Raw genomic sequence first — 19,767 nt, 5'->3', positions numbered from 1 at the left:
CCGGCCTGCCGCCGGACCCCTCAGTGGCTGAGCAGCCCCTCGCCGACCGCGATCACCAGCGCAGTGCCCGCCAGGCAGGCGATGTCGTCCTCGGCAAGCCGGCGCGACACCACGCTGGCCAGCCTGGCGCCGATGCGGGCAAGTTCGGCGGCGTCGGCCAGGTAGACGGCGTCGATCACGTTCTGGTCGAACTGCAGGGCAGCGCTCAGGCGACAGCGCCCGGGCGAGCCGGCCGGCTCGGCCTGCCAGCTGACCTGCACCTGGTTGCCGTCGCTGCGGTGGTATTCGGCCGACATCGGAAACAGCCGGCAGGTATGCTCGCGGGTCCACTCGACCAGGGCAGTCATGGCGATTCCCCCTTTGGCGGGACAGCGCGTCCGCCGGTGCGCCGCGTCAGCGGCTCAGTACATGGTAGAGCCAGTCGTGCGCGCGTGCCGGCACGCCCAGCGCGCTGGCATCGAAGCGCTGCCCCTGCACCCGCAGTGTGCCTTCGTGCAGGGCATCCACCGCTGCCTGGGCATCCGGGAACCTCCCCATCACGCCATTGCCCAGCATCAGCATCCAGTCCTTCTCGCGGGGAATGAGCGTGAGCTGTCCCGCGGCGGTCTGGCAAAAGAAATAACCGTACATGCAACCCCCAAGCACCTCGCCTGTATCCATCCTAGTGCAGGGCACCGCGGGGCCGCGTGCCGATCTGCACGCTTCCGAACGGCGTGATGAATTGTTTTTGCACGGCCGCGAGCGGGCGGCCTGCATGCGGCATTTTGCCCGAAGATAGCCGGATGTCCCCGCCCGGCTGCCGCCGGGCCGGGCCACTGCCGCGCGCTGCGGCCGACAGCGAACCGATTGCGAACCCCACGGTGCCATGAAGGCAGCCCCATTCCACTGCTTGAGCGAACTGCTCGTACCGGCGGCCCTGGCGCTGGCTGCGGGCGCGGTCCTGGCCGCTGAGCCGGCATCCATTCCGGCGGCACCGGTGATTGAGCCGCCCGCAAACCAGGCCGCGGCGGCCACGCCGCAGCGGGCCGCGGGCGCGCGCCCCCGCATCTGCCTGGTGCTCTCGGGCGGCGGCGCGCGCGGCGCGGCGCATATCGGCGTGCTCAAGGTGCTGGAGGCGATGCGCGTCCCGGTCGACTGCATCGCCGGCACCAGCATGGGTTCACTGGTGGGGGGCGCCTATGCCACCGGCATGGCGCCCGCCGAAATGGAGCGGCTGGTCGGCGGCCTGAGCACCGACAAGATCTTCAAGGAACGCCCGCCGCGCCAGGACCTGACCATCCGGCGCAAGCAGGACGATTTCACCAACCTGTTCACGCCGGAGATCGGGGTGCAGGCCAGCGGCCTCTTGCTGCCCAAGGGCGCGGTCTCGGGCGTGCAACTTGAGACCGTGTTGCGCCAGCTGGCCAAGGCGCCCGGCTACCGGGACTTCGACCAGTTTCCGATCCCCTACCGCGCCGTGGCCACGGACCTGGTGGCGGGCACGCCGGTGGTGTTCAGCCAGGGCGAGCTGGCCAACGTGATGCGCGCCAGCATGTCGGTGCCGGGCGCGGTGGCGCCGGCCGAGTATGAGGGCCGGCTGCTGGTCGACGGCGGCCTGACCGACAACCTGCCGGTGGACGTGGCGCGCAAGATGGGCGCCGATGTCGTGATCGCGGTGAACCTGGGCACGCCGCTGATGAAGCGTGAGGAGCTGACCTCGCTCATCGGCGTGACCGGCCAGATGCTCAATATCCTCACCGAGCAGAACGTGCGTGCGTCGCTGGCCTCGCTGCGGCCCACCGACGTGCTGATCGAGCCGGCGCTGGGCGATTTTTCCGCGACCGACTTCGACCACCTGCCGGCAACCATCCCCATCGGCGAGGCCGCCGCGCGCAAGGTCGCCGACCGCCTTGCGCCACTGGCGCTGCCGCCGGCGCAATATGCGGAACTGCGCGCCAGGCAACAGGCGGTGCAGCCGCCCGACACCCGCCCGGTCGATGAGATCCGGCTGGCGCCGCTGCAGCGCGTCAACCCGGACTACGCCACCGCGGTGATGGAAACCAAGCCCGGGCAGCCGGTCGACCAGGCCACGCTGGATCAGGACATGCGCCGCCTGTTCGGCACCGGCGACTTCGAGCACGTCAACTACGGCATCCTGGAGGAGCCCGGCAAGCGCGTGCTGGCGGTCAATGCGGTGGAGAAATCCTACGGTCCCGACTACCTGCGCTTCGGGCTCGGGCTGAGCTCGGATTTCCGCGGCGATGCCTACTTCAACCTGGTGGGCAGCTACCGGCGCACCTGGCTCAATGCGCTTGGCGCCGAATGGCGCACCGATGCGCAGGTGGGCCAGACCTCGTCGCTGATCAGTGAGTTCTACCAGCCGCTGGATACGCGCCAGTACTTCTTTATCGCGCCACGCATCGAACTGGAGCGGCGCCCGGTCAATGTCTTCCAGGGCAGCACGCGCATCGCCACGTACGACCTGCGCCGCTTTGACATCGCGCTGGACGCGGGCAGCCAGTTCACCAAGTACGGCGAGCTGCGCGTGGGCGTGCAGACCGGCTCGGAACACGCCACCCTGAGCACCGGCCCCGAGTCGCTGTCGCCAGGCCCGGGCAATATCCGGCGCGGCGCCATCACCGGGCGGCTCTTCTTCGATCAGCTCGACAGCGTCGACTTCCCGCGCTTCGGCTATGCGGCCCGGCTGTACGTCTACGCCTCGCAGCCGGGGCTGGGCGCCGACCAGGCTTATGTCAAGGCGCTGGTGGACGGCATCTATGCCCACTCGTTCGGCGACAACACGGTCTCGCTGGCCTTCAAGGTCGGCAGCAATCTCGGCGGCAAGCCGCTGCCGCGCTATGACCTGTTTCAGTGGGGCGGCTTCCTGCAGCAATCCGGTTATGCCACCGGGCAGCTGCTGGGCGGCAACCTGCAGTTTGCGCGGCTGGTGTACTACAACAAGCTGGCGCGCCAGACCCTGCTGCAAGGCGTCTACGCAGGCTTTTCGCTGGAGGCGGGCCGCATGGGCGACCCGCTGGTGCCGGGGAGCCCGACCGGGCTGCTCAAATCCGGCTCGGTCTTCCTGGCGCTGGACAGTCCGCTGGGCCCGCTTTACCTGGCCTATGGACGCGCCGCCGCAGGCACATACAGCTTTTACCTGTTCCTGGGCAAACCCTTCTGAGCCGGCCAGCATAAGCGCTCACCAAATGTGAACCCGCCGTACCCTACCAAAGTTGTATGTAATGTCTTAATTCAAATATCTATACTTTTTACGTCACCAAGACCCCCTCTTGAATGACGACCTTCCCCGGTCGCCGCTCCCCAGCGGCGACATTTTTTTAGGCGCCCGCCTGGCATGCGGCGCCTATAATCCGCCCCTCGGTCTGCACTTGCGGCCGCTCCGCGCCCCTTCGCGCGCCTCCCTCCCATGCAGATGGATTTCACCCATTTCACGCCGTGACTGTCGCTGGCCGGCGGGCTGGTCATCGGCCTCGCGGCGGCGCTGATGATCCTGGGTCTCGGCCGCAGCGCGGCGTTCGGCGTGGGCTGGGGCCTGGCGGGCTTCTGCCCGGGCCCGGCACTGGTAGCCGCTCGGTGCCGGCTATGCCAAGGCCCTGGGGCTTTGTCGGCGCCATGCTGGCAGGCATGGCGCTCTACGAGATCGCGGAGCGGCGCGGGCGCTGATGCAGCGCAGCATCCGGCCCTCGTACCGTGCGGGCGATGCGCGAATGCAGCAAAGGCTGGCCCCTGGCCGCCAGCCGGTTTAAGATTGCGCGATTATCGGACAACAAGCCCAGACAACACACCTCCCTATGGATGTCCTCCGCCCCCTCGGTCTTGGCCATGCACAGGCCGACACCGTCCGCGTTGCCCGGCCCCAGGCCGACCTGCTCGCCAGTTTTGCCGGCGATCCCAACTTCATGCTGTCGCTGGCGCGCGGGCTGACCGTGCTGGAGGCCTTCTCGGAACGCAAGCGCCCGCTGACGATCTCGCAGGTGGCGCAGCGCACGCAGCTGTCGCGCGCCTCGGTGCGCCGCTGCCTCTATACGCTGGAACAGCTCGGCTACGTCAGCCAGCAGGACGGGCAGTTTGCGCTGCGGCCGCGCGTGCTGCACCTGGGCCACGCGTATTTCTCGTCGACCTCGCTGGTGTCCCTGGCGCAGCCGATCCTGGACAACCTGAGCGCGCGCATCCACGAGACCTGCACGCTGGCGATCCTGGACGGCACCGACATCCTGTACCTGGTGCGCTCCGAAGTGCAGCGGGTGCTGAACTACTCGCTGGGCATGGGCAGCCGCCTGCCGGCCTACTGCACCTCCAACGGCCGGCTGCTGCTGGCGCACCAGCCCGCCACGGTGCTGGATGGCTTCTTCGAGCATGCCGAGCTGCGCCCCCGCACGCTGCAGACCAAGGTCTCGCGCCAGGAGCTGGAAGCATGCTTCGAGCGCGCCCGCGAAGTGGACTACGTGATCGTCGATGAAGAACTGGAACCGGGCCTGCGCGCGATGGCCGTGCCGGTGCGCTCGGCCTCTGGCATCGTGCTGGCGGGGCTGAGCGTGAGCGTGCGCGCCGCGCGTGTCTCCGAAGCGGAGATGATCTCGCGGCTGCTGCCGCCGATCCGCGAAGCCGCGGCGGCAATCGGCCGGCTGATCGGCTCCTGATTGCCGCTGACTAGTCCGCTAACTACCCGCGCAGCCGCGCGGGACTGAGCATGGCCGCGCTCACGCCGTGGCCGGCAATATGCTGCGGCAGCAGCTACGATGCATCAGCCCCGATGCGCCAGTTCCAGCGCAAATACCAGCCGCTGCAGGAAGTTCTCCATGCGCCCGTCCGGATGGATGAAGGCGCAGCCGAAATGGTGGATGGCGCTGTCGTCATGGCCCACCAGCCAGTGGCCAACCACCTGCAGGTCCAGCTCAAGCTTGCCCAGCTCGCGGAAGTCCAGCCGGCACTTGCCGACCGTGGTGCCGACCGGCAGCTGCTCTGCCGAGACCGTCTTCGAGCGCAGACCCACGCCCGATAGCGACAGGTCGGCGATATCGAGCCCCAGCACAGTCTTGTCCGACATGTGGATCTCGCAGCGATAGCCCCTGGTCACCAGCGTGCGCGCGCGGAAATGGCGGCGGCGCTGGAAGTGGTAGAGCTTCTCAGGGAATTCGACGACGAAGGCCGGGCCTTCCTCATAGCGCGTGGCGGCCGGCTGGCCCACCACGAAGTTGACCGGCACGCCGCGCAACAGCCCCGAGAAGGCATTCTCCTCCGAGGTCAGCAGCGACATCCGTTCGGGCTCTGTATTGCACCAGTCGAACACGAAGGTGCGGTCGACCGGGTCGACGTGCAGGACCGACGTGACGAACTGGTGCCCGGTGCGGGTGCGCACGCTCAGCATGCACTTCTGCCAGGACAGGTCGCGCAGCACGGTGCCGATCTGCGAGTTGTGCGTCAGGCGATAACGGTCATCCGCCGGCTCAATGTCGGATTCGGCGCCGTTATCGGCTGGCCCGGAGGCATCGTGCTGATTCATGGATTCACGCAACGTCTGAAGTGGCTGGGATCGCCGGGTACGGGGGCTTCGGCCTGCCGGCCGCGCGCATGTTAAGCGCCTGCCCCATTGCCCGGCAAGACTCATGGTCTCACTTCGGCAGATCTGTGGCAGAACTTGAGCACAGACTTCCGGGGGGTAGCGCGCACGCCGCTTTCAGGCGTCCGGGGGCGATGGCGGCGGCGCCGCAAGCGTTGCCTGCGCCTCTTCTCGCAACCACGCCAGCAGCACCAGCCGGCGCGTGTCGTGTTCAAACGGCGCGGGCGACAGCAGATGATAGGCCGATCCGTCGGCGACAAAGCCGAATGGCGCGGCCAGCCGGCCATCGGCGATCTCGTCGGCGGCCATCAGCTGCGAGGCCATGGCCCAGCCCAGCCCCGCGGCGGCGGCCTGCAGGCTGAGGTAGAAATGTTCGTACCAGGCGTCGCCGTCGCACTGCACGACGGCGGCGGCATCGCCGCGCACCGCCTGCCAGCGCTGCCATGCCTCGGGCCGCGTGCGCGTATGCAGGCGCGCCGGGACCGTGGCCGCCCCCTGCGCAAGCTGCGGCCGGCACACCGGCCCTACCCGTTCCTGCGCCATCTCGCGCGCGTGCCAGCGCGCATCGAAGGCAAAGTCATTGCGCCGCAGTGCCAGGTCGGCGCCGCTGCGGGTGAAGTCGATCGGCCCGCCCGCGGCCATCAGGTGCAGCGGGATATCGGGATGGCGCGCGGCAAAGCGCGGCAGCCGCGGGATCAGCCAGCGCATGGCGATGGTCGGCTCGCATGACAGCACCAGCGCCCGCCCCGGCGGCTGTGTGCGGATGCGCGCGGCGGCGCCGGCCAGCACCTCCATCGATTGCGTGGACGCCGCAAACAGCGTGCGCCCCGCCTCGGTCAGGAAAACCCCGCGGTTGCGCCGCTCGAACAGCGACACGCCCAGCGTGTCCTCCAGCTGGCGGATCTGCCGGCTGACCGCGCCATGGGTCAGGTGCAGTTCCTCCGCCGCCCGGACAAAGCTTTCGTGGCGCGCCGCGGCCTCGAAGAATCGGATCCAGCCCAGCCAGTGCATCAGTCAGTTTTTTTCACGTAATTGCGCGAGTATATATCGGTTGTGGCGGCGCTTTCCCGTACGCAGAATTGGGTACGCCCGGATCTCCCGATGTGGCGATCTCCGGATAACTGCAACGTAACCTGACAGAAAATGCCCCCAATCGCCGAATCCCTGGCGGTCGCCGCCGTGACCGTGCTGGCCGTTGTCAGTCCGGGCCCGGACTTCGCCATGGTCACCCGCAACAGCTACCTGTACGGCCGCCGTGCCGGCCTGCTCAGCGCGCTCGGGATCGCGCTGGGGGTGCAGGTGCATGTGCTCTATACGATGTTCGGGGTGGCGCTGCTGATGGCCCACGCGCACAGCGTGCTGACGGTGGTAAAGATGCTGGGCGCGGCCTACCTGGTGTGGATCGGCATCCAGACGCTGCGCAACCGCGAGGCGCTGGCAGTAGACCTGCAAGGTGCGCGCACGCTGCGGCCGTGGGCGGCGCTGCGCACGGGCTTCCTGACCAATGCGCTGAACCCGAAGACCACGCTGTTCGTGGTCAGCACTTACACCCAGGTGGTCGATGCGCACACGCCGGTGCCGGTGCAATGGGCTTATGGAGGTTTCATGTCGGTGGCGCACCTGGCGTGGTTCAGCCTGGTGGCGTGCGTGTTCACCGCGCCGGCGCTGCGCGCGGCGATGCTGCGGCGCCAGCGGCTGCTGGACCGCACCATCGGCTCGGCCTTGTGCGGGCTGGGCGTGGCGCTGGGGCTCAGCAACCTGGCGTAGGGCCAGCCTGCGTCAATGGCCAGGCCTGGCGCACGAGATGCTGGGGGCCTTGCGGGCCGAGCCGGCTTTCGAACAGCACCAGCCGCTGCACGTGCCAGGGCTCGCTGGCCAGCGTGCGGTGCGTATCGAGCCAGGCGCGCAGCACGCTTTCCGGCACGGACGGCTTGCAGCGCGCCAGCGTCAAGTGCGGATGGAAGCGCCGCCGCTCCGGAGTAATGCCCGCGGCCTCGGCCAGCGCCTGCCCGACATCAGCGTGCAGGGCGCGCAGCGCGTCCAGGCCTGGACCTGGCGCGAGGCCTGCCCACAGCACCGAACCCTGGCCGCTGCGAAAGCGCCCGGTGCCGGCCGCCTGAAGCAGAAAGGCGGGCGCGCGGATGCTGTCGAGCGCGGCCTCCAGCGCTGCGCCAGGCACGTTGCACTCACCCAGGAAGTGCAGGGTCAGGTGGACCTGCTCTGGCGTTGCCGGCCGCACGCCGTGCGCGGGCGGCAGGGTCGACAACAGCCATGCCGCCTGCGCGGGCGGAACTTCCACGGCGATGAACAGGCGCGGCATGGCAGCGCAGCCAGCGCGATCAGCCTGGCGTGGTGTCGATACCTTCGCGCTGCAGCAAGGCGCGCTTGCGCTCGATGCCGCCGGCGTAGCCGGTCAGCGCGCCGGCACTGCCCAGCACGCGATGGCAGGGCACGATCACCGACAGCGGGTTGCGTCCCACCGCGCCGCCGACTGCGCGCGCATGCGTGGGCGGCAGGCCCAGGGCGCGGGCCAGTTCGCCGTACGACGCGGTCTCGCCGCAGGGGATGGCCAGCAGCGCCTCCCACACGCGTTGCTGGAACGGGCTGCCGGCAAAGCGCACCGGCACGGTAAAGGTATCGCGGCGGCCGGCGAAATATTCGGCCAGTTCCGAGGCGGCGCGGTCGAGCACGGCGGCATCGGCCGGCGGCACGTCGCGGCTGTCGGCAATGCCCGCGGGGTGGTATTTCTGCTCGGCGAAGAAGAGGCCGGTCAGGTGTGCGCCTTGCACGCGCAGCAGGATGGTCCCGAGCGGGCTGTCGATATGGCGATAGCTGGTCATGTGATCGTCTCCGGTTCGGCCGCGGCGCTGGCCGCGTCCTTCATCGCTTCATAGCGATGCCACAGGTGGATGGCGGCGTAGGCACGCCACGGCGCCCATTGCGCGGTGCGCTCGTGCATCGCGCGCACGGTACTGACGCCCAGCACCTTGCGCAGCGCATAGTCAGTGCCGGGGAACGCATCGGGCCAGCCTAGCGCGCGCATGGCGACATACTGCGCGGTCCAGTCGCCGATGCCGCCGACTTCGCGCAGCGCCGCCACGGTCTGCTCCGGCGGCGCATGCGCATCGAGCGCCAGTGTGCCGTCGGCCACGCGCTGCGCCAGCGCCAGCAGCGTGCGCGCCTTGCCTGCCGAGACCCCGGCATCGCGCAAGGTTTGCTCTGGCAGTTTGGAAATGGCGGCGGCAGTCGGGAACGTGTGGCGCAGGCCGTCCGGGGGCGTGCCGTCCAGCGCCTGCCCCGCATGCTGCGCCAGCGCACCCAGGATGCGCCGCGCCTGCACCACCGAGATCACCTGCCCCACCACCGCGCGCACCGCGATCTCAAAGCCATCGACGCTGCCCGGCAGGCGCACGCCCGGCATTGCCTCGGCAAGCTCGCCCAGGTGCCGGTCCACCACGTCCGGGCGGCAGCCCAGGTCGCACAGGCGGCGCACCTTGCCCAGCGCCTGCGGAATCACGCGCGCCAGCGAGGCCGATAACGTGACGCGCAGCACCAGCCGGCGCGGCACGTGTTCGATCCGTACCCAGCCGGTGTGCGTGCTGCCGCCGGCATCCACTCGCAGCGTGCGCATATAGGTGCCGTCGCGGATGGCCTCGATGCCGTCCACCGCGCGCGTAGCCAGGAAGCGCAGCCATGCGTCCCAGGCAAACGGCGGGCGGTAGCCCAGATCGAACACCAGCCGGTCGGCCACGCCGTCGGCGGCGCGGCGGCGCAGCGCCAGCGGCGTCAGGCCGTAACGCGTCTTCAGCACATCGTTGAAGCGGCGCACACTGCCGAAACCCGCCGCCAGCGCCACTTCGGTCACCGGCAGCGCGGTGTCGGCCAGCAAGCGCTTGGCCAGCAGCAACCGCTGCGTCTGCGCGTACTCCAGCACCGACACGCCGAACTGCGCATCGAACAGGCGCCGCAGGTGGCGCTCGGTCACGCCGATGCGCGCCGCCAGTGCGGCCACGCTGCCTTCCGCCATGAAGCCCTCATCGATCAGCGTGGCCGCGGCCTGCGCCAGCCGGCCTGAAATATCGGCCAGCCCATGCCCGGGCGCCAGCTCCGGACGGCAGCGCAGGCAGGGGCGGAAGCCATGCTTCTCCGCCGCCGCGGCGCTCTCGTAGAACGTGCAGTTTTCGCGCTTGGGCGTGCGTACTGCGCACACCGGCCGGCAGTACACGCCCGTCGACGACACGCCCACGAAGAAGCGTCCGTCGAAGCGGCGGTCGTGCGAGGCCACGGCCTTGTAGCAGGTATCGGGATCGAGGTGCATGACGGCATGCTACCGCTACCGGCAACCACTTACCCGCTGGATTCGGACATTTCCCTCTGGCGCGCAGGCGTGGGCTGCGGCACAGTTCCTTATAGGGGCGGCGGCTAGAATGCGCTTCGTGCCTCACCCACCAACCCACTGCCACCGCCCGCCCGGAGACGCCATGCGCCGCACTGCCCTGCACCTGTCCTTGCTTGCTTCGCTTGCCTGCGCGCCGGCGTTGGCGCAGCCGGTGCAGACCGCCCCCGCGGCGACGCCTGCCACGGCCACGCAGGTGGCGTCGGTCGAAGGCATCACCGAATACCGCCTGCCCAACGGCCTGCGCATCGTACTGGCGCCGGACGCGGCCAAGGCCACCACCACCGTCAACATCACCTACCTGGTCGGCAGCCGCCATGAGAACTACGGCGAGACCGGCATGGCCCACCTGCTCGAGCACCTGCTGTTCAAGGGCACGCCAGCGCTGCCGGGCAAGACCATCCCGACCGAGTTCGCGCGGCGCGGCATGAGCGTGAATGGCACCACCGCGCAGGACCGTACCAACTTCTTCGGCACCTTCAGCGCCAACGACGACAACCTCGACTGGGCGCTGCGCATGGAAGCCGACCGCATGGTCAACAGCGTGATCTCGCGCGCCGACCTGGACAGCGAGATGACGGTGGTGCGCAACGAGATGGAAATGGGCGAGAACAGCCCCGGGCGCATGCTGATGCAGCAGACCATGGCCGCCGCTTACCGCTGGCACAACTACGGCAAGGCCCCGATCGGCGCGCGCAGCGACGTGGAGCAGGTCAGCATCGACAACCTGCGTACCTTCTATCGCCGCTACTACCAGCCCGACAACGCGGTGCTGGTGGTGGCCGGCAAGTTCGATCCCGCCGCCACGCTGGCACGTATCGAGCGCTACTTCGGGCCGATCCCGCGCCCGACGCGCGTGCTGCCGCCCGAGCATACCGTCGAGCCCACGCAGGAAGGCGCGCGCGAGCTGGTAGTGATGCGCCCCGGCGACAACAGCCTGGTCGCCGCGCAATACCACGTCAGCCCGGGTGCGCATCCGGACAGCACGGCACTCTCGCTGCTGACCATCATCCTCGGCGACACGCCGGGCGGGCGGCTGTACAAGGCGCTGGTCGAGCGTGGCCAGGCCGTGTCGGTCGGCACCGCGCTCTATGCGATGAAGGACCCGGGCGCGCTGCTGCTCATGGTCGAGACGTCCAAAGAGCAGCCGCTCGCGGCCGCGCGCGCCGGGCTGATCACGCAGGTCGAGGGCTTTGCCGAGGCGCCCGTGACCGAGGCCGAGCTGGAACGTGCGCGCGTGCGCATGCGCAACGCGTACGAGCACTACATGAACGATCCCGGCGCGCTCGGCATTGCCCTGTCCGAGGCCATCGCCAAGGGCGACTGGCGCCTGTTCTTCCTGGCGCGCGACCGCATCGAGACCACCACGCTTGCCGACGTGCAGCGCGTGGCGCTGAACTACCTGCAGGCATCGAACCGCACCGTGGGCGTGTTCCTTCCCGTCGAGCAGCCGTCGCGCACGCAGGTGCCGCCGGCGCCCGATGTCACCGCCATGGTCAGCGGCTACCAGGGCAGGCAGGCAATGGCCGCGGTGGCGGCGTTCGATCCCAGCCCCGCCAATATCGAGGCCCACACCACGCGCCAAACGCTGGCCAACGGCATGCAGCTGGCGCTGCTGCCCAAGCCCGCGCGCGGTGAAGTGGTGCACGGCACGCTGGTGCTGCGCATGGGCGACGTGCAGAGCCTGCAGGGGCTGACCACGGTGGGCGCGCTGACCGCCTCCATGCTCCGGCGCGGCGCGGCTGGCATGGACCGCCAGCAGATCGCCGACCGCATCGAGGCGCTGCGCGCGCGCGTCGGCATCTCTGGCGGCTCTGAGCGCGTAACCGTCAGCTTCGAGACGCGCCGCGCGCACCTGCCGGAACTGCTGGCCCTGCTGCGCGACCTGCTGCGCGCACCGACCTTCCCCGAGGCGGAGTTAGAAACGCTGCGCAAGACCAGCATCGCGGAAATCGAAAGCATCCAGCGCGAGCCCGGCGTGATGGCGTCCAATGCGCTGGGCCGCCATGGCGACCCCTACCCCGCTGGCGACCCGCGCCATGCGCGCACCTTTGCCGAGAACATCGCCGACCTGCAGGCCGTCACGCTGGCGCAGGTGCGTGATTTCCACGCGCGCTTCTACGGCGCGGGCCACGCGCAGCTGAGCCTGGTGGGCGACTTCGATGCACCGGCCGCGGCCGCGCAGGCAGCGCAGTTGTTCGGCGACTGGAGCGCGCCACAGCCCTACGCGCGCGTCGAGCGCCCCTATGTGCCGATCCCGCCGGCGGAGTTCACGCTGCCCGCGCCGGGCAAGGCCAATGCCATCTACCTGGCCGCCGCGCCGATCGACCTGACCAACGACGCGCCGGACTATGCGCTGATGATGATTGCCAACCGCGTGCTCGGCGGCGCCAGCCTGCGCGGCCGCCTGGCTGACCGGCTGCGCCAGCGGGAAGGCCTGAGCTATGGCGCGAGCAGCTGGGTGCAAGTGGGCGCGCTCGACCGCGCGGGACGCTTCGGCCTGCAGGCGCAATACGCACCGCAGAACCTGCCGCGCCTGCAACGCGCCATGGCCGAGGAGCTGGAGCGCTTCGTGCGCGACGGCATCACCGCGCAGGAACTGGCCGAGGCCGTCAGCGGCCTGCTGCAGCAGGGCATGGTCAGCCGCAGCAACGATGCCGCGCTGGCCGGCGCGCTGGCCAACCAGCTCTACCTGGGCCGCACCATGGCCTTCACCGCCGAACTCGAAGAGCGCCTGCGCAACGCCACGCCGGAAGCCGTCAACGCGGCCATTCGGCGCTACATGCAGCCAGGCACGCTGTCGCGCGTCTATGCCGGCGACTTCAGCGGCGCACCGGCGCAGGCGGGCGCAACCGGCAGAGGAAGTGGCTCCGGCGCGGCCGGGAGCACAGGCAACGAAGCTGCCGGCGCGGCACCGCAGGCGCAGCCCTGACATACGCGGGAAACAATATTCGGCTGCACTGGCGAAAGCCCGCAGGCGCGGCCTGCGCAACATCGCAGCGGCAAGGCCGGGAGCGGTCGACAGGCGTCCGGTGCAAGCCCCTTGCCGCGACCCCGGGTTGACTGTATATTCGTACAGTATAAGTCGATATAAGAGGTGTGGATGTCAATCGTGCGAGCTGGCAGCAAGGCAGAAGCGCTCAGGCTTCTGGCCTCGGAAGGCGTGCTGGCGCTTGAGCTGGACTACGAGACAGGATGGCAGGATGCCGTCGAACTCGGCAGGCTCGGAGAAAAGCGCGGTATCAAGGTGCAGTATCGCGGACAAGAAAGCATCGCCGTCCGTTCCCGCGAAGCCCTGATCGAAGGGCTGGCCAAACCCAAGGCCACGTTCCGTCAACGCAATCTCTATTGCCAGTTCGATCTCGGCACGCTGGCGGACCATGAACTGCTCGACCTCGAGGCCAAGGCCACGCGGCTCGGGGACTATATCCTCGCCGGCCACCTGCTGCGCGATGTCGATGGCGTGTGGCCGCAATAGGCGGCTTGCGCGCACGTCAGACCACTAGAAGAGAAAAAGCCGCCATGCAGGCGGCTTCCGTCATATTGCGCTGAGCCCGTTCTTCGTGCCCGGTGCCCCGGTCAATGCCACACCCGCGTGGCGTTGGCCCAGCGCGCCGCGCACGACGACTGCGCCACGGCCGCGTCGATCACTTCGTTGGCGGCCTCCGCCGCCGGCACCGCCGCGGCAGTATCCAGCGCCGCGCGCCACAGCACCGCCGACACCAGCGTCTTGCATTGCCGCCGTTCGCCATGCGCAAGCGCCAGCAGCCGCTCATAGCCGTCCAGCACGATCAGCCGGTCACCACGGCGCGGATGCAGCGACAGCGTGTAGAGGTGGTCAAACTCGCATTGCAGGCTGCCGCCGTTGACCGCGACCACGATTGCACCCGGCAACGCAATGCCGCTGGCCTGGACCTCGCCCCGCAGGCGCGCCAGGTGCGCGTGCGCGCGTGGATCGCAGGTGCCGCCCACGCCGCCCGCCATCTCTGCCGGCAGCGCGCTGAGTGCCATCAACTCGGCCGGCGACACCGCCAGCGTATAGGCCTGCAGCGTGGGACGATAAGTTGCCACCACGGCGCGCAGCCGGTGCGGCGCGTCGCCATCATGCCCTGCCTGCAGCGGGCTGTCCGGCCCGCGTAACTGCATCGTGTTCATGTCGACTCCTGCCGCGCGGGGCGTTTACTGGGTCAGTCGCGCAGCAGTTGCTTGGCGATGATCAACTGCTGGATCTGCGTGGTGCCTTCATACAGGCGCAGCAGGCGCACGTCGCGATAGAAGCGCTCGGCCTTGTACTCGGCGATATAGCCGGCGCCGCCATGGATCTGCACCGCGCGGTCGGCTACTCGGCCCACCATCTCGGTACAGAACATCTTGGTGCACGAGGCCAGCATGCTGACTTCCGGATCGCTCTTGCCGGCGGGCTTGGCATCGTAGCGCTGGGCGCAGTCGCGCACCATCGACAGGCCGGCGTAGAGCTCGGCCTGGCTGTCGGCCAGCATGCCCTGGATCAGCTGGAAGTCGCCAATGGGCTTGCCGAACTGCTTGCGCTCCTTGGCATACGCCACCGCGTCGGTGATCAGGCGATGCGCCATGCCGCAGGCCAGCGCCGAGAGATGCAGGCGGCCGCGGTCGAGCACCTTCATCGCAGTCTTGAAGCCCACGCCCGGCACGCCGCCGATGATGTTCGCGGCCGGCACGCGCGCGTTCTCAAGCACCACGTCGCAGGTCTTGGTGCCGCGCTGGCCCATCTTCTTGTCCGGCTTGCCCAGCGAGATGCCCGGGGTGTCGGCCGGCACGATGAAGGACGAGATGCCCGACGCGCCCGCACCACCGGTGCGCGCCATCAGCGTGAAGGCGCCGGCGCGCGGCGCGTTGGTGATGAAGCGCTTGGTGCCGTTGATGATGTAGTGGTCGCCGTCGAGTTCGGCCTTGGTCTGCAGCGAAGCCGCATCGGAGCCGGCGTTCGGCTCGGTCAGCGCGAACGAGATGATCAGCTCGCCGCTGGCGATGCGCGGCAGGTACTGCTGCTTCTGTTCCTCGGTGCCATCCATCAGGATGCCCTGCGAGCCGATGCCGACGTTGGTGCCGAACACCGAGCGGAAGGCAAAGGCGGTATGGCCCAGGTCGTAGACCACATCGCATTCCTGCGACATCGACAGGCCGATGCCGCCGTAGTTCTCGGGGATGGAGATGCCGAACAGGCCCATCTCCTTCATGTCCGCGACGATCTCGGCGGGCACGTCGTCGGTTTCCTCCAGCGTGTCTTCGGCGGGCTTCAGGCGTTCGTCGATGAAGCGCTGCACCGAGGCGCGCAGCAGGGCAAAGGATTCTTGGTCAAGGGCCATGGTGATTCTCCGGGGGGTCAAGCCAGTGCGTCAGTCTGGCCGCCTATGGTACGCCGGTCGCGCAATTTGACAATCCACTGAAATTTGGACAGAAGCGTCAATATAATTTGACAATCGCAGCCGGGCTCAACCCCATGTGGCGGATAACAGGCCCGCCACGCCGATGGCCAGCGCCGCCAGCGCATCGCCCGCGATCAGGCCGCCACCGACCAGCGATGCGGTGCTCATGTCCTGCGGCAAACCCTGGGCCGGCCTTGCGGGCCTGGCCACGGCAGCGGCCACGCTCGCCACCACACCGCCGGCCGCCATCCACGCGGCCGCCGCCAGGTTGACGAAGCCACCGAATGACGACGCATAGGGCGAGGGCAGGATCACCGCATCGAGCAGGAAATCCGCCACCCGTCCGCGCCGGCTGGCTTGCGCAAAGCGCTGCCATGCCGGCCGGCCGAGGATGGCCTTGCGCAATAGCGCGGTGGCCAGGCCGAGCGCCAGACCCGTTGCCACCGCCACATGCTGGCCGGCACGGCTTTGCGCCAGCCCGTGAAGCACGCCCACAATCTTGTATGTCATGGCCGAGGTCCAGCGCGCCGGCTGCTGGTCCGCCGGCAGGCTGGTCTGGTCCAGCGCCAGCACCGGGTAGGCATGCATGAACAGCCGTGCCATTGCCACCGCAACCAGCGCACCCACGACGATGCCCGCCACCTGGTAGCCGAACTGCACCATGCGGTCGCTGCCCAGGCGCCAGCCGGTGGAGCGGTCCTGCTGCATGTCGCTCGCCTCGGCCGTGGCCACCAGCAAGACCGTGGCGGCGATCAGCCCGACATGGGGCGCGCGCAGCCCGGCGGCGGCCATCAGGATCACGGACAGCACGAAGGCGGACGAGATCGGGTTCTGGTCGACCATGCCGACCGAGATACCGTTGACCAGCGCAAACACCAGCACCAGCAGCACCGCCATCAGCTGGAAGCCCAACGGCTGGCCGAACCATGCCACGCCCGCCGCCACCGTGGCCGCGCCCCACAACAGCGCCCAGGCCGCCACCCAGCCCATGCCCGGCCCGCGCCGCGGCGCGGGGTGGCGGCGCGCGCGCCACTGGCGGCATGCCTGCGCCAGCAGCAAGGCCACATCGACTGCAGCTGCCCCCATGATCATGCCCAGCGCCACCAGGAAGGTGGCCTTGCGATAGGGCTCGCCAGGCGCCATCCAGCCCGCGGCGACAAACCACGGGGTCATGGCCCAGCCGGCCAGCCCGCCCACCAGCGCGGCAATGCCCACGCGCGCGCCGACAATCATGCCGGCGCCGAAGGTCGCGGCCGACAGGTCCAGCGCCGCCAGCCACGGCACGCGCGCCGCGCCCAGGCCGCAGCCCAGGCCCAGCGCCATGCCGCCCCCAAGCCGGGCCACCGAACGCCGCAGCAGCGCCGGATCGGTCAGCGCGCGCAGGATATTGGCCACCGCCAGCCCCGACGGAAAGGTCAGCTGCATCCGGTCCACCAGCAATGGCGTGTACAGCATGCCCACACCCACCCCGAACATGCCGATGCACAACATGTACAGCACCAGCTGCCACAGCGGCGGCTGCGCCATGCCCAGCCACGCCATCGCCTGCAGCACCACGGCCATGCCGCCCATGCCCGCCACGGACGCCGCCGCGGTCTGGATGTAGTTGGCGCCGTGGCGCCCGGGCGCGCCATAGCCTGCCGTCACCACCGAGCCGAGGATGCCCGCCAGCACCTGCCCGCCAACAAAGAAGCCCAGCGAGAAATTCATATACGCGGCAGCGATGCCGCCCAGCGGCCCCAGCACCAGCATGCCCGCCGCGCCCAGCAGCACGTGGTACTGCCAGCTGCCCGGCGCGGGCAGCCAGGTGGCACGGGGTGCGGCATCGGTCGGGAGCGTTGGCATGGCGCAGCGAGCGGGCTGAGGCAGTGTGCCTCTTGCGAAGCATAGGCCAAGGCTGTCCTGCGGCGATGTACGACTTATCTCCAACTTTCGCCGGACGGCCGATGCCTGGCCGGGTTAACACTAGTTTCGCACGCAACCATCTGGTCGATATAGTTGCGCACACAACTACATCGCAGAGACCCCACAACCCCGCCATGCCAGACTCCACCGCACCCCACGCGGCAGTGCCACCGGCGCCGCCGCCCTCGTCATCGCGCCCATGGCCGCAGCGCGTGCCGGTACTGATTGCCGGCGGCGGCCCGGTCGGCCTGACGCTGGCCGCGCTGCTGGCGCGCCAGGGCATTGCCGCGCTGGTGGTGGAAGCCGACGACGGCTACTGCGCCGGCAGCCGGGCCATCTGCATGGCGCGGCGTTCGCTGGAGATCCTCGGCTGGGTGGGCGCAGACCGCGCCACCGTCGAAACCGGCCTGCCGTGGGTGGGCGGGCGCAGCTACTACCGCGATGCCGAGGTGCTGCATTTCCGCATGCCCAGCGAGCCCGGCGAGCGCTTCGCGCCGATGGTCAATATCCAGCAGTACTACCTGGAGGCCTTCGCCCACGACGCCGCGCTGCACGGCGCCGCGCCGGCCGATGTGCGCTTCGGCGCGCGCGTGCAGGCAGTGCGCCAGCACGGCAGCGGCGTCGTGGCCGAGATCCAGACAAGCGCAGGCGTGGTGCAGGTCGACGCGCAATGGCTGGTGGCCTGCGACGGCGGGCGCAGCACCGTGCGCGAGCAACTGGGCCTGCGCATGGAAGGCACCCAGTACGAAGGCCGCTACGTGATCGTCGATATCGTGCAGAAGACGCGGCGCGAGGTGGAGCGGCTGGCCTGGTTCGACCCGCCCTCCAACCCCGGATCGACCATCCTGATGCACCGCCAGCCTGACGACGTCTGGCGCATCGACTACCAGATCCGCGACGACGAAGACCCCGACGAAGCCGTCAAGCCGGAAAACGTGCTGCCACGCGTGCAGAGCCACCTCGACATGATCGGCGAGACCGAGCCGTGGCGCCCGCTGTGGATCTCGATCTACAACGCCAAGTGCCTGACGCTGCAGGACTACCGCCACGGCCGCGTGCTGTTCGCCGGCGACGCCGCGCACCTGGTGCCGATCTTCGGCGTGCGCGGGCTCAACTCCGGGCTGGACGATGCCGGCAACCTGGCCTGGAAGCTGGCGTGGGTGCTGCGCGCCCAGGCGCCCGACAGCCTGCTCGATTCCTATTCGACCGAACGCGTGCATGCCACGCGGCAGAACATCGCCTACGGCGCCAAGAGCACCGAGTTCATGGCGCCGCCCGACTTCGCCTTCCGGCTGATGCGCGAGGCCACGTTGCGGCTGGCGCAGCACCAGCCCGCAGTGCGTTCGCTGATCAATCCGCGGCAGTCCGCACCGATTGCCTATACGGATTCGGCACTGAACGGTCCCAGCGACTTTGGCGACGACTGCCCTGGCGCCGCGCCCGGCATGCCCGCACCGGAAATGCGCGTGGCAGGCCCCGACGAGGTCGCGCACCTCACGCAATGCTTCGGGCAACGCTTCACGTTGCTGTACTTCAGCGATTCGACCACGCTGCCCGGGCCGCTGGCCGCGTTTGCGCACGCGCATCCGGACGCCGTGCAGGCACACGTGGTGGTCACCGGCGGCAACGTGGCCGGCGCCACGGCGCTGGCCGACATCGCCGGCCAGGCCCACGCCCGCTACGGCGCACGGCCCGGAACGCTCTACCTCATCCGTCCCGATGGCTATGTCCTGGCGCGCTGGCGCGAACCGTCATGGGACGCCGTGCGCGCCACCCTCGCCCCCCTGATGCAAACCGGAGCCCGCCATGCAAGCTGAAGACCTCGACCTCGCCTACATCCGCCTGTGCGAGGCCATGGGCCGTGCCGGCGAAGCGCGCACCCCGTTGCTATTGGCAATGGTGTGCCTGGGCCTGATGAGCCGGCAGGAGGCGCTGGCGCCGGTGCTGGCGCTGATCGACGAAGCCGAGGCGCACAGCCGGCAATAGGGAACATAGGACACTAGAATGCCGACGCCTGACAAGGACACGCCATGAAGCCACTGCCACGCCTCGACCAGTTCCTGACCTACCGCCTGCACCAGGTCAACAAGCTCAGCGACAAGGACAGCGCCGCCGCCTACCTGGAGCAATGCGGCCTGCCGCTCAGCGAGGGCCGCTGCCTGGCCGCGATTGGCGCCTTTGCGCCGCTGTCGGTCAACGAACTGGCGCAGGGCGCCAACCTGACCAAGGGCCAGGCCAGCCGCTCGGCGCAGGCGCTGGTGGCGCGCGGGCTGGTCAGCAAGGAGGCCAGCGAGGCCGACGGGCGCGGCGTGGTGCTGTCACTGACCGCACAGGGCAAGCCGCTCTACCGGCAGGCGATCGCGATGATCGCCAGGCGCAATGCGGAGATCTTCGGCTGCCTGAGCGACGCCGAACAGGCGCTGCTGGGCAGCCTGCTCGACCGGCTGGTCGCGCACGCCGGCCAGCAGCACGAAGACGGCGCCGAAGACGCCGGCGCCTGA

The 19,767-nt window shown here is 69.3% G+C and carries 18 protein-coding genes and 1 pseudogene; 9 read left to right on the top strand and 10 right to left on the bottom strand.

Annotated features, from left to right (window positions below):
- Positions 1 to 20: 20 nt before the first annotated feature.
- Together AC07UK_RS09155 and AC07UK_RS09150 are read right to left on the bottom strand one after the other, a co-directional pair.
- On the bottom strand, positions 21 to 347 hold the full coding sequence (locus AC07UK_RS09155) for a hypothetical protein (RefSeq protein WP_436224549.1): 327 nt from the start codon (positions 345 to 347) through the stop codon (positions 21 to 23).
- 46 nt (positions 348 to 393) lie between these two features.
- Positions 394 to 630 carry a hypothetical protein gene (locus tag AC07UK_RS09150; RefSeq protein ID WP_114135092.1) on the bottom strand — a complete coding sequence of 79 codons (237 nt, stop codon included), beginning with the start codon at positions 628 to 630 and terminating at the stop codon, positions 394 to 396.
- 235 nt (positions 631 to 865) lie between these two features.
- Here AC07UK_RS09150 and AC07UK_RS09145 point away from each other — a divergent pair, with 235 nt between their 5' ends.
- The 3 genes and pseudogenes from AC07UK_RS09145 to AC07UK_RS09135 all read left to right on the top strand — a co-directional run bounded on the left by AC07UK_RS09145 (position 866) and on the right by AC07UK_RS09135 (position 4,640).
- A complete protein-coding gene (locus AC07UK_RS09145) occupies positions 866 to 3,160 on the top strand; it encodes a patatin-like phospholipase family protein (RefSeq protein ID WP_494685877.1) in 2,295 nt (764 codons plus the stop codon).
- Between the two features lie 324 nt (positions 3,161 to 3,484).
- A pseudogene (locus AC07UK_RS09140) lies at positions 3,485 to 3,663 on the top strand (DUF6691 family protein); the annotation flags it as partial.
- 128 nt (positions 3,664 to 3,791) lie between these two features.
- Positions 3,792 to 4,640 (top strand): IclR family transcriptional regulator domain-containing protein, encoded by an 849-nt coding sequence (locus AC07UK_RS09135; protein ID WP_013954068.1) that lies wholly within the window; start codon positions 3,792 to 3,794, stop codon positions 4,638 to 4,640.
- A 104-nt stretch (positions 4,641 to 4,744) separates the two neighbouring features.
- Here AC07UK_RS09135 and AC07UK_RS09130 read toward each other — a convergent pair whose 3' ends face one another.
- Together AC07UK_RS09130 and AC07UK_RS09125 are read right to left on the bottom strand one after the other, a co-directional pair.
- Positions 4,745 to 5,503, bottom strand: coding sequence for a flagellar brake protein (locus tag AC07UK_RS09130; protein WP_189374581.1), 759 nt, complete (start codon positions 5,501 to 5,503; stop codon positions 4,745 to 4,747).
- A 174-nt stretch (positions 5,504 to 5,677) separates the two neighbouring features.
- A complete protein-coding gene (locus tag AC07UK_RS09125; protein ID WP_436224547.1) occupies positions 5,678 to 6,571 on the bottom strand; it encodes a LysR substrate-binding domain-containing protein in 894 nt (297 codons plus the stop codon).
- Positions 6,572 to 6,703: 132 nt separating this feature from the next.
- Here AC07UK_RS09125 and AC07UK_RS09120 point away from each other — a divergent pair, with 132 nt between their 5' ends.
- Positions 6,704 to 7,327, top strand: a complete 624-nt coding sequence (locus AC07UK_RS09120; protein ID WP_436224546.1) for a LysE family transporter — start codon at positions 6,704 to 6,706, stop codon at positions 7,325 to 7,327.
- Here the strand turns inward: AC07UK_RS09120 and thpR are convergent.
- Genes thpR through AC07UK_RS09105 form a run of 3 tightly spaced genes read right to left on the bottom strand, consistent with a single transcriptional unit; the run spans position 7,311 to position 9,878 of the window.
- Positions 7,311 to 7,880 (bottom strand): RNA 2',3'-cyclic phosphodiesterase, encoded by a 570-nt coding sequence (gene thpR, locus AC07UK_RS09115; RefSeq protein WP_436224545.1) that lies wholly within the window; start codon positions 7,878 to 7,880, stop codon positions 7,311 to 7,313. The genes AC07UK_RS09120 and thpR overlap by 17 nt on opposite strands.
- A 19-nt stretch (positions 7,881 to 7,899) precedes the next feature.
- Positions 7,900 to 8,400, bottom strand: coding sequence for a methylated-DNA--[protein]-cysteine S-methyltransferase (locus AC07UK_RS09110; RefSeq protein WP_436224544.1), 501 nt, complete (start codon positions 8,398 to 8,400; stop codon positions 7,900 to 7,902).
- Positions 8,397 to 9,878 carry an AlkA N-terminal domain-containing protein gene (locus AC07UK_RS09105; RefSeq protein ID WP_436224543.1) on the bottom strand — a complete coding sequence of 494 codons (1,482 nt, stop codon included), beginning with the start codon at positions 9,876 to 9,878 and terminating at the stop codon, positions 8,397 to 8,399. The genes AC07UK_RS09110 and AC07UK_RS09105 overlap by 4 nt, the downstream gene beginning before the upstream one ends.
- 163 nt (positions 9,879 to 10,041) lie before the next feature.
- On the opposite strand from AC07UK_RS09105, the gene AC07UK_RS09100 reads away from it, so the two are divergent.
- A complete protein-coding gene (locus AC07UK_RS09100; protein WP_494685876.1) occupies positions 10,042 to 12,888 on the top strand; it encodes a M16 family metallopeptidase in 2,847 nt (948 codons plus the stop codon).
- Between the two features lie 171 nt (positions 12,889 to 13,059).
- Entirely contained in the window at positions 13,060 to 13,434 is a 375-nt protein-coding gene (locus AC07UK_RS09095; protein ID WP_010811174.1) for a hypothetical protein, read from the top strand.
- A gap of 101 nt (positions 13,435 to 13,535) precedes the next feature.
- Here AC07UK_RS09095 and AC07UK_RS09090 read toward each other — a convergent pair whose 3' ends face one another.
- The 3 genes from AC07UK_RS09090 to AC07UK_RS09080 all read right to left on the bottom strand — a co-directional run bounded on the left by AC07UK_RS09090 (position 13,536) and on the right by AC07UK_RS09080 (position 17,206).
- Positions 13,536 to 14,111: a hypothetical protein gene (locus AC07UK_RS09090; protein WP_436224541.1), complete on the bottom strand. Its 576-nt coding sequence runs from the start codon at positions 14,109 to 14,111 to the stop codon at positions 13,536 to 13,538.
- Positions 14,112 to 14,143: 32 nt separating this feature from the next.
- Positions 14,144 to 15,301 carry an acyl-CoA dehydrogenase family protein gene (locus AC07UK_RS09085; protein WP_436224540.1) on the bottom strand — a complete coding sequence of 386 codons (1,158 nt, stop codon included), beginning with the start codon at positions 15,299 to 15,301 and terminating at the stop codon, positions 14,144 to 14,146.
- A gap of 126 nt (positions 15,302 to 15,427) precedes the next feature.
- Positions 15,428 to 17,206, bottom strand: a complete 1,779-nt coding sequence (locus tag AC07UK_RS09080; protein WP_436224539.1) for an OPT/YSL family transporter — start codon at positions 17,204 to 17,206, stop codon at positions 15,428 to 15,430.
- Between the two features lie 194 nt (positions 17,207 to 17,400).
- Between AC07UK_RS09080 and AC07UK_RS09075 the strand changes: the two genes are divergently transcribed.
- Genes AC07UK_RS09075 through AC07UK_RS09065 form a run of 3 tightly spaced genes read left to right on the top strand, consistent with a single transcriptional unit; the run spans position 17,401 to position 19,767 of the window.
- Positions 17,401 to 19,083: an FAD-dependent oxidoreductase gene (locus AC07UK_RS09075; RefSeq protein ID WP_436224538.1), complete on the top strand. Its 1,683-nt coding sequence runs from the start codon at positions 17,401 to 17,403 to the stop codon at positions 19,081 to 19,083.
- Positions 19,073 to 19,252 carry a hypothetical protein gene (locus AC07UK_RS09070; protein ID WP_494685875.1) on the top strand — a complete coding sequence of 60 codons (180 nt, stop codon included), beginning with the start codon at positions 19,073 to 19,075 and terminating at the stop codon, positions 19,250 to 19,252. The genes AC07UK_RS09075 and AC07UK_RS09070 overlap by 11 nt, the downstream gene beginning before the upstream one ends.
- A 44-nt stretch (positions 19,253 to 19,296) precedes the next feature.
- Positions 19,297 to 19,767 (top strand): MarR family winged helix-turn-helix transcriptional regulator, encoded by a 471-nt coding sequence (locus tag AC07UK_RS09065; RefSeq protein ID WP_436224537.1) that lies wholly within the window; start codon positions 19,297 to 19,299, stop codon positions 19,765 to 19,767.

The organism is Cupriavidus sp. GW821-FHT07C08 (assembly GCF_059419025.1).
The sequence above is the reverse complement of the archived record's forward strand: the minus strand, read 5'-3'. Positions and strand labels throughout refer to the sequence as shown.

Coding starts and splice junctions, on each gene's coding strand:
- AC07UK_RS09120 (WP_436224546.1), top strand. CDS start 6,704: ATGCCCCCAATCGCCGAATCCCTGGCGGTCGCCGCCGTGACCGTGCTG.
- AC07UK_RS09080 (WP_436224539.1), bottom strand. CDS start 17,206: ATGCCAACGCTCCCGACCGATGCCGCACCCCGTGCCACCTGGCTGCCC.
- AC07UK_RS09100 (WP_494685876.1), top strand. CDS start 10,042: ATGCGCCGCACTGCCCTGCACCTGTCCTTGCTTGCTTCGCTTGCCTGC.
- thpR (WP_436224545.1), bottom strand. CDS start 7,880: ATGCCGCGCCTGTTCATCGCCGTGGAAGTTCCGCCCGCGCAGGCGGCA.
- AC07UK_RS09070 (WP_494685875.1), top strand. CDS start 19,073: ATGCAAGCTGAAGACCTCGACCTCGCCTACATCCGCCTGTGCGAGGCC.
- AC07UK_RS09075 (WP_436224538.1), top strand. CDS start 17,401: ATGCCAGACTCCACCGCACCCCACGCGGCAGTGCCACCGGCGCCGCCG.
- AC07UK_RS09105 (WP_436224543.1), bottom strand. CDS start 9,878: ATGCACCTCGATCCCGATACCTGCTACAAGGCCGTGGCCTCGCACGAC.
- AC07UK_RS09155 (WP_436224549.1), bottom strand. CDS start 347: ATGACTGCCCTGGTCGAGTGGACCCGCGAGCATACCTGCCGGCTGTTT.
- AC07UK_RS09125 (WP_436224547.1), bottom strand. CDS start 6,571: ATGCACTGGCTGGGCTGGATCCGATTCTTCGAGGCCGCGGCGCGCCAC.
- AC07UK_RS09085 (WP_436224540.1), bottom strand. CDS start 15,301: ATGGCCCTTGACCAAGAATCCTTTGCCCTGCTGCGCGCCTCGGTGCAG.
- AC07UK_RS09130 (WP_189374581.1), bottom strand. CDS start 5,503: ATGAATCAGCACGATGCCTCCGGGCCAGCCGATAACGGCGCCGAATCC.
- AC07UK_RS09145 (WP_494685877.1), top strand. CDS start 866: ATGAAGGCAGCCCCATTCCACTGCTTGAGCGAACTGCTCGTACCGGCG.
- AC07UK_RS09065 (WP_436224537.1), top strand. CDS start 19,297: ATGAAGCCACTGCCACGCCTCGACCAGTTCCTGACCTACCGCCTGCAC.
- AC07UK_RS09095 (WP_010811174.1), top strand. CDS start 13,060: ATGTCAATCGTGCGAGCTGGCAGCAAGGCAGAAGCGCTCAGGCTTCTG.
- AC07UK_RS09135 (WP_013954068.1), top strand. CDS start 3,792: ATGGATGTCCTCCGCCCCCTCGGTCTTGGCCATGCACAGGCCGACACC.
- AC07UK_RS09110 (WP_436224544.1), bottom strand. CDS start 8,400: ATGACCAGCTATCGCCATATCGACAGCCCGCTCGGGACCATCCTGCTG.
- AC07UK_RS09150 (WP_114135092.1), bottom strand. CDS start 630: ATGTACGGTTATTTCTTTTGCCAGACCGCCGCGGGACAGCTCACGCTC.
- AC07UK_RS09090 (WP_436224541.1), bottom strand. CDS start 14,111: ATGAACACGATGCAGTTACGCGGGCCGGACAGCCCGCTGCAGGCAGGG.